Source organism: Pseudomonas sp. NFPP07, assembly GCF_900115645.1.
GTDB lineage: Bacteria > Pseudomonadota > Gammaproteobacteria > Pseudomonadales > Pseudomonadaceae > Aquipseudomonas > Aquipseudomonas chlororaphis.
Genome location: NZ_FOXG01000002.1, coordinates 547285 through 560592 on the forward strand (window position 1 = coordinate 547285; position 13308 = coordinate 560592).

A 13308-nucleotide genomic window follows, 5' to 3' on the forward strand; every position below is an offset into this window, starting at 1 on the left:
GACCGTCAAGCTATAAAGACGCCCATTCGTCTCGGGATCACACCGCCTCCATGGAAAAGCCGCGCAGCACCAGCGACAGCAACGGTAAACAGAAAGTCCGCTCGGCCGAGGTCGGCACCGACATCCTCAAGGCCCTGGCCGAGCTGTCGCCGGCGACCTCGCTGTCGCGCCTGGCCGAACATGTGCAGATGCCGGCGAGCAAGGTCCACCGTTACCTGCAGGCGCTGATCGCCAGTGGTTTCGCCGAACAGAACACCGCCACCAACCACTATGGCCTGGGCCGCGAGGCCTTGCGGGTCGGCATGGCCGCGCTGGGCAGCATGGATGTACTGAAGGTCGCCGCCCTGCCCCTGGCCGAGCTACGCGATGAATTGAACGAGACCTGCTTCCTCGCGGTATGGGGCAACCAGGGCGCGACCGTGGTGCATATCGAACCGGCCGTGCGCGCGGTGACGGTGGTGACCCAACTGGGTTCGGTGCTGCCCTTGCTCAGCTCGTCCACCGGTCTGGTGTTCGGCGCCTACCTGCCGAATCGCGAAACCGTCGATTTGCGCGAGCAGGAACTCAAGGCCCACGCGCCCCATGCGCTGGCGGACGAGCAGGCCTATGCCGCCCTGTGCGAGCAGATCCGCCAGCGCGGCCTGCACCATGTGCACGGCCTGCTGATGCCCGGCGTGGATGCCTTGTCGGCACCGGTGTTCGACGCCACCGGCAAGGTCGCCGCCGTGCTGACGGTGGTCGGCCCGACCTCGCTGTTCCACGCCGACGAAAACGGCCCGGCGGCGCAGCGCCTGCTGGCCGCGTCCCAGGCGGTGAGCTGGCGCATGGGGTACCAGCCCTAGACGCGAATACACCAAAGTCGTCAGGTTGGCGGCCGCTGCGCGACCGATCGCAGGCTGCGCCAGCGGCTACAAAACCCTGTAGCCGCTGCCGAAGGCTGCGATCGGCGGCGTAGCCGTCGTAAAAAGACCCACGCCATTTAATGAAACACCGCGTCGCCAGGGGTTGCGGCCGCTGCGCGACCGATCGCAGGCTACGCCAGCGGCTACACACCCCTGTAGCCGCTGCCGAAGGCTGCGATCGGCGGCGTAGCCGTCGTAAAAAGACCCACGCCATTTAATGAAACACCGCGTCGCCAGGGGTTGGCGGCGTAGCCGTCGTCAAAGCGGGCTGCGCGGTTTGGCGGGAGGCCGCGTTGTCAGGTTGGCGGCCCTGATCTCTGTCCGACCACTACATCAATCCCAACGCCTTGGCCTTGGCCACGGCCTGGGTGCGGCGCTCCACCCCGAGCTTGCTGTGAATGCGCCGCGCATGGGTCTTCACCGTGTGCAGGGAAATGAACAATTGCTCAGCGATCTGCTGGTTGGAGCTGCCCAGGGCGATCAGTTGCAGCACCTCCAGCTCCCGCTGGCTCAGCGGGCTCTCCCCTGCCGCCGGCAGCGGCATGGGCGCTTCGGGTTCGGCCACCGGCTGGACGTCAAATATCCGCGGCTGACGCAGACGCAATTCATGCAGCGCCTGCTGCAGGTTGCACCGCGCCCCAAGCTCCAATCCCTCCTGCAAGGCATGGGCGGACAACGCCCGATCCCCCAGCACAAAAGCGACCTCGGCCAGGGCCAGCTGCAACTCGGTCTGCAGGCACAGCATGCCCCGTTGCCGGGCCTGTTCGAGCAGGCGCTGCAAGCTTGCCACCGGTGCCTCGGCGCGCTGCAGGTACACCTCCGCCAGTACCAGCAGGTACTCGATACGCGGAATCAGTTCGAGGCTGGCCGGTGGCGCCTGGCGCGCCTGGGGCCCGCGGTAGTGACGCAGCACCCGGCTCAAGGCCTCCCGGGCCAGTTCCGGCCGCCCCTGCTGCAACCAGAACACGCTGCTGACCTGCAGCAGCACGGCGCGGTACACCGTGTCCGGGATCTGCCGTTGCTGCATCAGCCGCTCGGCATCGCGCAGGCGCACAAACGCGTGGGCATAATCGCCCTGGTTGGCGGCCAGGAACGCCTGGCCGAGAAACCCGTACAACGCGCGTTTGTCATGACTGAGCAGACAGCGTTCGAGCCCCATCTGGAAATGCCCGGCGGCCTGTTCCGCCTGCCCCTGGCGCAAGGCCAGGCGCCCTTGGCGCAAGGCGATACGACCGAGCAGCGGGCCGACCCGATAAGCCTGGCGACTCAACAATTGCTGCACATCGTCCAGCAGGCTCTGCGCCCTGTGGGGCGCCCCACGCTGCTCCAGCAGTTGGGCATGGTCCAGTTCCAGCAGCGCTTCGAACAGCAATGAATCCTGGGCCCTGGCCAGGCACAGCGCCTCGCGGTTGAACATCTGCGCCACGTCCAGTTCGCCCCGGAGCAAGGCCTGCTGGGTCAGGCCCGAAAGGCACAATAGGCGGGTCGGCCAGGCATGGGCCGGCAGTTCGCTCAGCGCCTCGAGAAAATGCATTCGCGCCGGTTCCATCAACCCTTGCAGATGCAGCAACCAGCCCTGCTGCGCCTGCCAGCGCGCCACCAGTTGCCGCTGCCCGGAGGCCGTCGGCTGCGGCGTAAAACGCGCCATCTGCGCCACGCAGTGTTGCGCCTGGTCGAAACGCCCGGCGAACAGCAAGGCCGCCGTCAACAGCCCTACCAACTGCGGGCTGCCGAGCAGCAGTTCCTCGCCCTGCTGCTCATGCAGGCGCAACAGCAACACCACATTCTGCTGCTCGAACAGGTGCTCGAAACTGAAGTGCTGCAACAGGCTGACCGCCACTTCGTATTCCTGCGCCAGCAACGCCTGCTCGAACGCCGCCTGCCAGTCCTCCTGCGCGGCGAACCACTGGCAGGCGCGACGATGCCAGGAGCGTCCCGCCGGCCAGGGCTCGTCGCGCATCAGCCGGGCCAGGGGCGCGAACACTTGCAGCCACTCCGGCGCAGCCTCCCAGGGTTCGATGAAGCAGCCCAGTTCCTGCAATGTCCGCAGGTACCGGGCGCCCTCCCCGGCGCCGAACAGGTGCTCGCACAACGCGGCATTGAAGCGCGGCAGGTGCGCCAGCACATGCCAGACCTCGGACAGCTCCGCCGGCAACACGCTGAACAGTTCGTGCTCCAGGTATTCCAGCAGGGTATTGGGCCGCCCTTGCCGGCACGGCGTGGCCACCAGCTCGCTGCCTTCGAGCAGGGCGATGCGCACCCCGGCGCACCAGCCGGCACTGCACTGGAAAATCCGGCTGGCGGTGTGGATCGACAAAGGCTGCGGCAATTGTTGCAGCAGTCGCTCGATGTCCTCCTGGGTGAACGCCAGCTCGGGCCCCGTGCATTCGTAGAGCTGGTCGTCGAGCAGCAGCCGCGGCCAGTTGCATTGCGGCCGGCGGCGCCCGCCCAGCCACCAGGTCAGCGCCGGGTTGCTGATCGCCAGCAGGCGGTCGAGCAGCAGGTCCAGCGGCGGCGCGGCGACCCGGCAGTAATCATCGAGGAACAGCCAGGTCGGGGTCTGCACCTGCGCCAGATGGTCCAGCACGGCGGCCTCGTCCGATGCGGCCAGGCCCAACGCCCGCGCCAGCTCGCCGCACAATTGCAGCGGTGTCTGCGCCGCCCCGGCCTGGGGCAACCAGCACACCCGGCACCCGGCCGGCGCCTGCAACAGGCATTCGGCGAGCAGGGCCGTCTTGCCGCTGCCGGCCGGCGCACAAAGCAGTTTCACCCGGGCGGGCGATGCCAGGAGCGGGGCACTCAGACGGCTGCGGGACAGGTGATGGGACGACAAACGGGGCAGGAATCCAGGACAGGGGGTCATGGCGGTCATGGCGGCGTGCCTTTTTATAGTTTTAGCCTGCGTGCCCCCACCCTAGCCTTGTCGCCGGTGCTTGTTGAGAAGTATTCAGCGCGCTGATCCGCGCCCATAAAAAAGGCGACCGATCGGTCGCCTTTTGCCATCGTTTGTATCCCGGGCCTTACCGGACGCCGGTTGCGCGCAGGGCTGCCGGGGTGTAGTCGGCGGCCTTGGCGGCGAAACCGAACTCGAAGCTGTGCTTCTCTTCGTTCTTCATCCCCAGGGCGAGGTAGCGCCCGGCGATGATGTCGTACAGCGCTTCGAGGGTGTAGGCCGGCACCTGGGCGTTGTAATAGAACTGCGCATGCCCTTCGGCCACCCGCCACAGCTGGCCGCGCCCGTCGTAGTGGTCCACCAGCGCCACCTGCCAGCTGTCCTCGTCGATGTACATGTGGCGCTTGGCGTAGATATGCCGCTCGCTCGGCTTGAGCGTGCCGACCACTTCCCAGACCCGGTGCAGCTCGTAGCGGGTCAGGTCCTGGTTGATATGCCCGGCCTTGATGATGTCGTCGTACTTGAGGCTCGGCGAATCCAGCTTGTAGCTGTTGTAGGGGATGTACATCTCCTTCTTGCCCACCAGCTTCCAGTCGTAGCGGTCCGGCGCGCCGGAGAACATGTCGAAGTTGTCCGAGGTGCGCAGGCCGTCGGCGGCGGTACCCGGCCCGTCGTAGGCCACTTGCGGGGCGCGACGCACACGGCGCTGGCCGGCGTTGTAGATCCACGCCAGGCGCGGTTCCTTCACCTGGTCGAGGGTTTCGTGCACCAGCAGCACATTACCGGCCAAGCGCGCTGGAGCGGTCACCGCCTGCTTGAAGAAGGTCAGCACGTTGGCGCCTTTCTCCGGGTCCAGGTCGGGGATCTGCTGCGGCACCGCCACCTCTTCCTCGAAGCGGATCGGCGTGTAGCTGCCGTTGGTCTGCGGCGTGGCCTGGGTGATGATCCGGCGCAGGTTGCCGCCGTGATAACGGGTGACGTGGTTCCACAGCACTTCCACGCCGGTCTTCGGAATCGGGAAGGCGTAGTAGCGGTTGCCGGTGAAATTGGCCAGGCCGTTGCCTTCGTTGATCGAGGTGACGGTCAGCGCGCTGCGCTTGGCCGACTCGTAGATGTCCGCCGGCAGGCCGACCGTGCGGTGGGTCGGGTAGACTGGGATCTTGTAGGTTTGCGGATAGCGCTTGAACATCGCCACCTGGCCGTCGGACAGCTTGTCCTTGTACTTGTCGACCGTGGCCGCGGTGATGGTGAACAGCGGCTTCTCGCTGGCGAACGGGTCGGCGAGGAAGCCCTTGGCATCCACCGCCCCGGCGTTCTTGCCGATACCGCCGGTCCAGGCCGGGATCGAGCCGTCGGCATTGCCGGCCTTTTCCGCGCCGAGCGGGGTCAGGCTGGTGCCGAGCTTGTCCGCTTCCTGCGGGGTGACCGCCGCCATCACGTTGACCGCCAACAGGGTCAAGGCCAGGGCACCGCATTGCAAAATCGTCTTGCGCATAAAGTTGTCCTTCTTGAGGCCGGGTCAGAAGTTCACGCCAAAGCTCAACGCGAGGAAGTCGCGGTCTTTGAGGGTGTTGTAGTCACCGCCGAAAAAGTCGGTGTAACTGAGGCTGGCGGTGTAGGTGTTGCGGTAGTCGGCATCGACCCCGAGGCTCACCGCCTTGGCGCCCTCGTTGAACAGGCCGTTGGGCCCGTAGCCGTTGACGTCGTGGGACCAGGACAAGTTGGGCTTGAGGTTGATCCCGGCGATCAGGTTGTTGTAGTCGAGGATCGCCCGGGCGCGATAACCCCAGGACGTGGCCGTGACGAAACCGTCGGTATCGCCGCCGAAACCGTACTGGCCGTAGACCGAATCGCGGCCGTAGCGCAGCTGGCTTTTCGACTCCAGGCCACCGACATGCACGATCGCCGCCTCGCCCACCAGGGTCAGGCGGTCGGCGCCCAGCACCTGATCGAAGAACTGGGTCAGGGTGCTCTGGACCTGGGTGATTTCCTTGCGCCGGTAACCGGTGTTGTCGGCCCCCGCCGAGGTCCGTACCGGCGACGCCAGGCCACCGGCGATGGGGTTGACCAGGGCCAGGGTCAGGTCGTTGGTGTTGATCTGCACCGGGGCGTTGGGCCGGTAGCTGATCTCGCCGGTCCAGGCGGTGCCGGTGGGCAGCGTGGTGGAGAAGCTGGCGCCGTACAGGCGGATGTCTTCCGGATATTCGAGGTAGTACTGGCCGCGACCGAGCATCACGCTCTGGGCCAGGGCCGAACCGGTGCCCGGGGCGATGCGGTTGGCGGTGCTGACGATCCCCGGAATGCTCGCCAGGGTGCTGCTCCCGGCGGTGATGGTGCCAACCGTCGGGGTGCGCGCATGGTAGTTCATGAAGTACAGGCCGTACTCGGTGTCGTCGCCCAGCCAGCGCAAGGCGGTGCCCCACTGCCCGGAGTCGCGGGCATCGCGGTCGCCGGCGCGGCCGATCACCACGCCTTCGGGGGCCACGGTGAAGCCCTGGCCGAACGCCGCGGCAATCGGTTGCAGCGGGCGGATCGCCGGGCTGCCGACGGTGTAGCCAGTGGTGCAACCGTCCGCCACCACGTCGTTGCCGAAGAAGGTGCCGCAGTTGTCGACCACGGTCTGGTCCCACTCCAGCTGATAGAAACCTTCCACAGTCAATTGGTCGGTCAGGCCCTGGGAAGCGAACAGCATGTTCACCGGGATCAGGCCTTCCTTGATCTCGGCACCCGGGCGGCGAAACGCCGAGACGTCGATCGGGTTGATGCTGTTGATCGAGTTGCCGATGAAGGTGCTTTCGCCCCAGCTGACCACCTGCTTGCCGGCGCGCACGGTGCCCGGCAGGTCGGCAATGGAATAGTTGTGATAGATGAAGGCGTCGAGGATCTGCCCGCCGGACGACTTGGCGCCCTCCTTGCGGTTGTGGTCGCTGATGGGCTTGAACTCGCGGTCTTCGTCCTTGAGTTCGAAGTCGTACCAGTACTTGCCGCGGACGAAGACGCCGGTGTCGCCGTACTTCAGTTCAAGATCGTGGATGCCCTTGAAGATCTTCGAAAAGGTCTCGCCCTTCTTGAAATTCAGACGCCCGTCGTCGCCGGTGGAAGACTGCCCGCGACCGCCGTTGGACACACCCACCAGGTCCTTGTCGGCATCGCGCATGCCCCAGCTGGCGCCGATGGACAGCGAAGAATCGAACTGCCCCTCGATCTCCCCGATGTTGAATGAAACGGCCTGCGCCTGGGCGCAGCCCCCCAAGGCCACCGCGACGGCCAGCGCCCGCGGTGTGAAGATGGCGCGCATTGTTGTTTTTGTCATGCGTCTTCCCCGGTGAGTGACAGAAGGCCTCACCCTACTGCCGGCGCACAGGAGCGATAAGCGCACCAAGGAGGTATTCGCGCTGTCGCTCGAAAGGATGAATGCCCCCTCCAGCCGGGCCTTTGCGCGATGCATCGACGGGCTGGATGGACGGGTATCAGGTGGATGGATTGCGCCCTTGCAGGGCATATCCCCACGGCGTGCACTACTATTGCCCAGGCTGTAACAGTCCTTGTCCACAATCGCTATTTTTCATTGAGCAGCCAGCCCTTATTCTGGCCTCGCTCTCACGGCAAACAGCCACGCAGAGTCGCCCAGAGGTGTGATCACGCCACCTTGGGGGCAAGAGGATTCAGAAGGTTTGAAGCAACGATATTCAGATCTTCACCGGGTGTTCACTGACGTTGATTTGTTGCTCCTTGATCTAACGTCTTCCTTCGGCCGCTGCCTTGCAGCGGCCTTTTTTATGCCCGGTAGAAAGCCAGGTCGATGCTCAAGGTATCTGCTCGCCGTGACAATGGAAACGCTGCAACAGGCGATGGGCTAACGGCGCCAGGATCAGGCCGAAGGCAGTGATGAAGGCATAAGGCAAACAGCCGCGCAGGCCGCGGCTGTTCGGGTTGGCGGGCGCTGCTTCAGATCGTGTATTTCTGCAGGTTCTGCATCATCTCTTTCAAGGCTTCGATGTTGTCCTTGGGGTGCGCCGCGCCCTCGAAGTCGCAGATCTGCTGCCAGTGCGCCGCGACATCTTCCGGGGAGAAGCCTTCGCGCGGATCGAAGCCCAGGCCCAGGCTGCGCTCCCAGCGCACCTTGCCCATCCAGCCGCCACCAACCTCGAACAGGCCGGAGGTCTCTTGGCAGTTCTCGCTGCCCAGGTACACCACCAGCGGGCTGACCAGCTCCGGCTTGAGCTGCTCGAACACCTGCGGCGGGATCAGCCCTTCGGTCATCCGCGTGCCGCCGGTTGGTGCGATGGCGTTGACCAGGATGTTGTTCTTGCGGCCTTCGATGGCCAGGGTGCGGGTCAGGCCATAGAGGCCGAGCTTGGCCATGCCGTAGTTGGACTGGCCGAAATTGCCGTAGATGCCGGAGGTGGACGCGGTGAAGATCACCCGGCCATAACCCTGCTCGCGCATGTGCGGCCAGGCGGCGCGGGTCACCTTGTAGGCGCCTTCGACGTGGACGCGGTACACCAGGTCCCAATCGGCGTCTTCCATCTTGTGGAAGGTCTTGTCGCGCAGGATGCCGGCGTTGTTCACCACCACATCCACCCGGCCGAAGGCATCCAGGGCGTTCTGCACGATCTTGTCGCCGTCGGTCACCGAATCGTGGTTGGCCTCGGCGATGCCGCCGGCTTCGCGAATCTGCGCCACCACCCGGTCGGCCGCCGAGGCATTGGCGCCCTCGCCCTGGGTCGAACCGCCCAGGTCGTTGACCAGGACCTTCGCCCCGTGCCGGGCGAACAGCAATGCATGAGCCTGCCCCAGACCGCCGCCGGCACCGGTGACGATCACGACTTTATTCTCGAAGCGTACAGACTCACTCATACCGAACTCCCACAGGCCAGATGGACAACAGACGGACAATGGCTTCGAGTGTCAGGTACGCGGCTGGCGGTCACAATAAACACGGCTGGAGCTGAATGGTGCGCAATAAGGCAGGGGGATGATCGAGGGGTAACGACGGCGCGAGGCACATCGGCGCCTGGCGTGCACAGGCCAAGGTCGCAGCATCGTGATAGCTGCGGACAGCGGGTGTCTCAGGAGCAGGCCAGTTTGCGCGGTGGAAACTCCAGGCTGTCGCGAAAGGCCAGATAGTGCTTGAGCACCTGGCCCGGGGCCTCGGTCTGCGGGTAGTGACCGATCCCGGCCAGCAGCACGGTATCCGGTGCAGGGATCAGCTGGCAGTAGCGCTCGACCATGTGCGCCCCGGAAATCGGGTCCACCGCGCCGTCGATCACCCGTAGCGGCACCTCGCCGCGCTGCATCGCACTCACCCAGCGGTCGCGCTGTACCCGGCGCTCGGGAATGTAGCCGATCAACTTGTGCAGGATCCGCGGGCCGTTATTGGCCTCCACCAGGCTCCAGAAGTCATCCAGCACGCTTTCGCTGGGCCGGGTCTGCGGGCCGAAAATCTGGCTGAAACTCTTGGCCAGGCCCTCACGGCTGAAGACGCGGCCGAGCATCCAGCCCAACGGGCTGAGCAGCAGCTTCTGCGTCAGCACCGGGCGATGGGTTTCCGGGAACAGGCCGCCGTTGAGGAACACACAGCTGGCCATGTTGCAACGCTCTTCGTAGTGCCGGGCGAGCATTTCCTGGGCGACGCTGTCGCCATAGTCGTGGGCCAGCAGATGCACGGGGCCATCGACCCCCAGGTGCTCGAGCAAGGCCTGCTGCAGGTCCGCCTGTTCCAGCAGGCTGTACTCGTGGTCCCGCGGTTTGGCCGAATCGCCAAACCCCAGCATGTCGCAGGCGATCACTCGATAGCGCTGCGCCAGGGGTTGCCACAGGTAGTGCCAGTCCCAGGCGGCGGTGGGAAAACCATGGATCAGCAGCAGTGGCTCGCCCTGCCCCGCGGTCCAGTAGCGAATGGCATGGCCGCGAAACGCGAAGCTATGTCCGCGCTTGCGCCACACGCACAGAGGAATCTCGGCCATAGGCATCAGAGTTTATAACCCGCGTCTTGTTTATCGAGTTTGCGCAGCAGTGCCGGCCATGCCAGCGCGCCGCCCATGCCTTGAGCGCTTTTGGTGACCCCGGCGATCATCGCCTTGGCCCCGGCCAGAATCTGCGGCTCGATGGCGATCAGTTGCGCCGCCCCGTTCTGCGCCAGCACCTGGATCTCGCAGGCGCGCTGGAAGGTGAACATCATCAGGAAGGTGTCGGCGATGGTGCCGCCACAGGTCAGCAGACCGTGGTTGTGCAGCATCAGGAAATTGCTGTCGCCCAGGTCGGCCTGCAGCCGGGCCTTTTCCTCGTGGTTCAGGGCCACGCCCTCATAGGCGTGATAGGCCAGGCTCGACAGCACGAACAGCGACTGCTGGCTGATGGGCAACACTCCCTGCTGCTGCGCGGACACCGCGACCCCGGCCGCGGTGTGGGTGTGCAGCACGCAGGCCACATCGTGCCGCACTTCGTGCACGGCGCTGTGGATGGTGTAGCCGGCGGGGTTGATCTCGTAGGGGCTGTCCATCAGCTTGTTGCCGGCCTGGTCGACCTTCACCAGGCTGGAGGCGGTGATCTCATGGAACATCAGGCCGAACGGGTTGATCAGGAAATCTTCGGTGCCAGGGACCTTGGCGGAGATGTGGGTGAAGATCAGATCGTCCCAGCCATGCATCGCCACCAGGCGGTAGCAGGCGGCCAGGTCGACGCGGGTCTGCCATTCGGCGGCGCTGACCTGGTCTTTCACACTCGATGTCGATTGAACGGAGGATAGGCTCACGGCAAGGACCTCAGTGACGGCAGTTTTTTATTATTTTTTGGACGTGGGGATCAGTCTAGTCAGCCCCTCGGGTTCAGGTAGTTGCCTTGGCAGCCAGCTTACTGACCGAGCGGGTCAGTGGTCATTTTAGTTGCAATCGGCACAGGTCAAACGTCAAAGCAACGACGCCAATAAAGGGGCGGCGAACAGGTTCAGCAGGCCCGTGAGAACCATCACCAACCCAGCCACCGAGCCCTCTTCGCCACCGACTTCATGAGCGCGGCTGACCCCGGCGCCGTGGGCGCCGACCCCGAACAAAGCACCGCGAGCCAGGGCACTGCGCAGCGGCAGCCACTTGAGCAGGACACCGCCGAGCATGGCGCCGAACACCCCGGTGAACATCACGAACACCGCCGTCAGTTCGGGCACGCCGCCCAGGTCATGGGCCAGCGGCATGGCGAAGGGCGTGGTGATCGAACGCGGCACCAGCGACATAGTCACCGAGCTGTCCAGGGCCAGCACCCGCGCCAGTCCGAAGGAGCTGGCGATGGACGCCGCGCTGCCCGCCAGCATGCCCAGGAGCAACGCCGACCAATGCCGCACCAACAGCTGCCGCTGCTGCCAGATCGGCACTGCGAAAGCCACGGTGACCGGCCCCAGCACCAGCATCAGCCAATGGGTATTGGCGGCGTATTCGGCATAGGCGGTGTGCAGCGGCACGGCGATCGCCAGCAACAGGGCCGGCACCAGGATCAGCGGCGACAGCAGGTAGCGCCCGGTGCGCCGGTAGATCCAGCGGCTGAACAGATAGGCCGCGAGCGTCAGCAACAGCCAGAACACCGGCATGGGCTCAAGCGTCATGGCGCATTCTCCAGCGGCACACCCATTCCACCGTGAACGCGGTGACCAGCATCACCATCAGCGTACTGACGCCAATCACCAACAGGATCCGCCAGCCGTCCTGGCGCAGCAGACCGCCGTAGTCCAGCAGGCTCATCAGGGCCGGAATGAAGAACAGCAGCATCTCGGCCATCAGCAGGCCCGCGCCCATTTGCAATGCCGCCGGCTTGACCCAGCCCAGGGCGAACGCCAGCAATAGCAGGGCCAGGCCGATCACCCCGCCAGGAATCGGCCACGCCAGCCACCCGGCCAACTGGCAGCCGAACAGATAAATAGCCAGCAACACCGCCAGTTCGGATAACAGGCGACCCAGGTGTTTCAAGGTGGAAGCGTTCATGGAATTCGGTCCTCGCAGGCCTGCATTTTAGGCAAGCGCCTGCCATCACCGAAGCGAATTGTTAGACTGGAAGCCATTCCAGAATGGAATTAAGAACACGGACCCAAACATGGACTTCAAACAGCTGCGCAGCTTTGTCGAAGTGATTCACCAGGGCGGCTTCACCCAGGCCGCCAAGACCCTGCACATCAGCCAGTCGGCGGTGAGCAAGCAGATCGCCCAGTTGGAACAGAGCCTGGGTACGCCATTGCTGGATCGCCAGGGCTCGCACATTCATCTCACCGCCGCCGGCACTGTGGTGCTGCAACGCGCCGAAGGCATGCTGCGCCTGCGCAATGAGTTGCTCAGCGAGCTGGACGACCTGAGCCTGTTGGCCCGCGGGGAATTGCGCCTGGGCCTGCCCCTGCTGGGCAGCGACGCACTGTTCGCCGGCCTGTTCGCCGAGTACCGCCGGCGCTACCCGAACATCAGCGTGCAGCTGCTTGAAGGCGGCAGCCTGAATATCGAGCAGGCGGTGCTCAACGGCGAACTGGAGATCGGCGGCAGCCTGACGCCCAAGGATCCGACCTTCGCCTACCAGCCTTTCTGCGACGAACCGCTGGATGCCTTGCTACCGGCCGATCACCCACTGGCGATCAAGGCCCAGGTGCGCCTGGAGGAACTGGCGGACACGCCGTTCCTGCTTTATCAGCGCAGTTTCGTGCTCAACGACCGGCTGCTGCAGGCCTGTCAGCAGGTGGGGTTCACCCCGAAGGAAGGTGGGCGCAGCGGCCAGGCGGACTTTCTCGCCGCCCTGGTGGCCGCCGGGCAAGGCGTGGTGCTGTTGCCCAGCGTGGTGGCGCGCGGCCTGGTGCGGCCCGGCGTGGTACGCCTGACGCTGCAAGCGCCCGACTACCTGCGTTGGGACATCGCCTTCATCTGGCGCCAGGGCGCCTATCTGTCCAAGGCCGCGCAAGCCTGGCTGGCGCTTTTGCGCGAGCGTCCGGTCAGCCGCGCAGAGCGCTGATCAACTCGGCCAGCCAAGGCTCGGCGTCGGTTTCCGGAGTCACACTTTCACTGGCGTCCAGGCGCAGCATTGCCAGCACTTCACGCACGCCCAGCTCGGCGAACAGCTCGCGCATCTGCTCGCCACCGCCACAGAAGGTGTCGCCATAGCTCGAATCGCCCAGGCCGATCACCGCGCCGGGCAAACCGCGCCAGGCCGCCGGCAGTTGGTCGCGAATGGCCGAATACAGCGGCAGCAGGTTGTCCGGCAACTCGCCCATGCCGGTGGTCGAGGTCACGGCCAGGAACGCCTCGGGGCCGAACGCCTGGACATCCGCCAGGGTCGCGCGCGGGTTGTGCCAGGCCTCGAAACCTGCGGCATTGAGGAGCTTGGCGGCGTGCCGGGCGACTTCTTCAGCCGTGCCGTACACCGAGCCGGAAAGGATGGCGACTTTCATCAATCTGATCCTGAAGCTGAGTAAAAGACTGGGATATTAACAGTTGCGCGAAAAAATCCAGCCTTGTAGCGCGATTTACCCATCATGGCCAGTGGACA

At 65.1% G+C, this 13308-nt stretch carries 11 protein-coding genes; 2 read left to right on the top strand and 9 right to left on the bottom strand.

Annotation, left to right across the window (positions count from 1 at the left end):
• Positions 1 to 50 precede the first annotated feature (50 nt).
• Complete coding sequence (locus BM019_RS07550; protein WP_007930806.1) at positions 51 to 842, top strand: IclR family transcriptional regulator; 792 nt, start codon at positions 51 to 53, stop codon at positions 840 to 842.
• Between the two features lie 388 nt (positions 843 to 1230).
• Here BM019_RS07550 and BM019_RS07555 read toward each other — a convergent pair whose 3' ends face one another.
• The 8 genes from BM019_RS07555 to BM019_RS07590 all read right to left on the bottom strand — a co-directional run bounded on the left by BM019_RS07555 (position 1231) and on the right by BM019_RS07590 (position 11768).
• Positions 1231 to 3774, bottom strand: coding sequence for a LuxR C-terminal-related transcriptional regulator (locus BM019_RS07555; RefSeq protein ID WP_092417968.1), 2544 nt, complete (start codon positions 3772 to 3774; stop codon positions 1231 to 1233).
• A 148-nt stretch (positions 3775 to 3922) separates the two neighbouring features.
• Entirely contained in the window at positions 3923 to 5290 is a 1368-nt protein-coding gene (locus BM019_RS07560; protein ID WP_053259675.1) for a DUF1329 domain-containing protein, read from the bottom strand.
• Between the two features lie 24 nt (positions 5291 to 5314).
• Positions 5315 to 7108 (bottom strand): DUF1302 domain-containing protein, encoded by a 1794-nt coding sequence (locus BM019_RS07565; protein WP_009042224.1) that lies wholly within the window; start codon positions 7106 to 7108, stop codon positions 5315 to 5317.
• Between the two features lie 635 nt (positions 7109 to 7743).
• Positions 7744 to 8655 (bottom strand): SDR family oxidoreductase, encoded by a 912-nt coding sequence (locus tag BM019_RS07570; protein WP_092417969.1) that lies wholly within the window; start codon positions 8653 to 8655, stop codon positions 7744 to 7746.
• Positions 8656 to 8867: 212 nt separating this feature from the next.
• Positions 8868 to 9770 carry an alpha/beta fold hydrolase gene (locus tag BM019_RS07575; protein ID WP_009042222.1) on the bottom strand — a complete coding sequence of 301 codons (903 nt, stop codon included), beginning with the start codon at positions 9768 to 9770 and terminating at the stop codon, positions 8868 to 8870.
• Positions 9770 to 10552: a class II aldolase/adducin family protein gene (locus BM019_RS07580; protein WP_009042221.1), complete on the bottom strand. Its 783-nt coding sequence runs from the start codon at positions 10550 to 10552 to the stop codon at positions 9770 to 9772. The genes BM019_RS07575 and BM019_RS07580 overlap by 1 nt, the downstream gene beginning before the upstream one ends.
• Before the next feature lie 153 nt (positions 10553 to 10705).
• Entirely contained in the window at positions 10706 to 11392 is a 687-nt protein-coding gene (locus BM019_RS07585) for an LrgB family protein (RefSeq protein WP_085529852.1), read from the bottom strand.
• A complete protein-coding gene (locus BM019_RS07590) occupies positions 11382 to 11768 on the bottom strand; it encodes a CidA/LrgA family protein (RefSeq protein WP_007929806.1) in 387 nt (128 codons plus the stop codon). The genes BM019_RS07585 and BM019_RS07590 overlap by 11 nt, the downstream gene beginning before the upstream one ends.
• Before the next feature lie 109 nt (positions 11769 to 11877).
• Between BM019_RS07590 and BM019_RS07595 the strand changes: the two genes are divergently transcribed.
• Positions 11878 to 12774, top strand: a complete 897-nt coding sequence (locus BM019_RS07595; RefSeq protein WP_092417970.1) for a LysR family transcriptional regulator — start codon at positions 11878 to 11880, stop codon at positions 12772 to 12774.
• On the opposite strand, the gene BM019_RS07600 is transcribed toward BM019_RS07595, so the two are convergent.
• Positions 12755 to 13210 carry a flavodoxin gene (locus BM019_RS07600; protein ID WP_053259670.1) on the bottom strand — a complete coding sequence of 152 codons (456 nt, stop codon included), beginning with the start codon at positions 13208 to 13210 and terminating at the stop codon, positions 12755 to 12757. The two genes, BM019_RS07595 and BM019_RS07600, sit on opposite strands and share 20 nt — an antisense overlap.
• Positions 13211 to 13308: the final 98 nt, after the last annotated feature.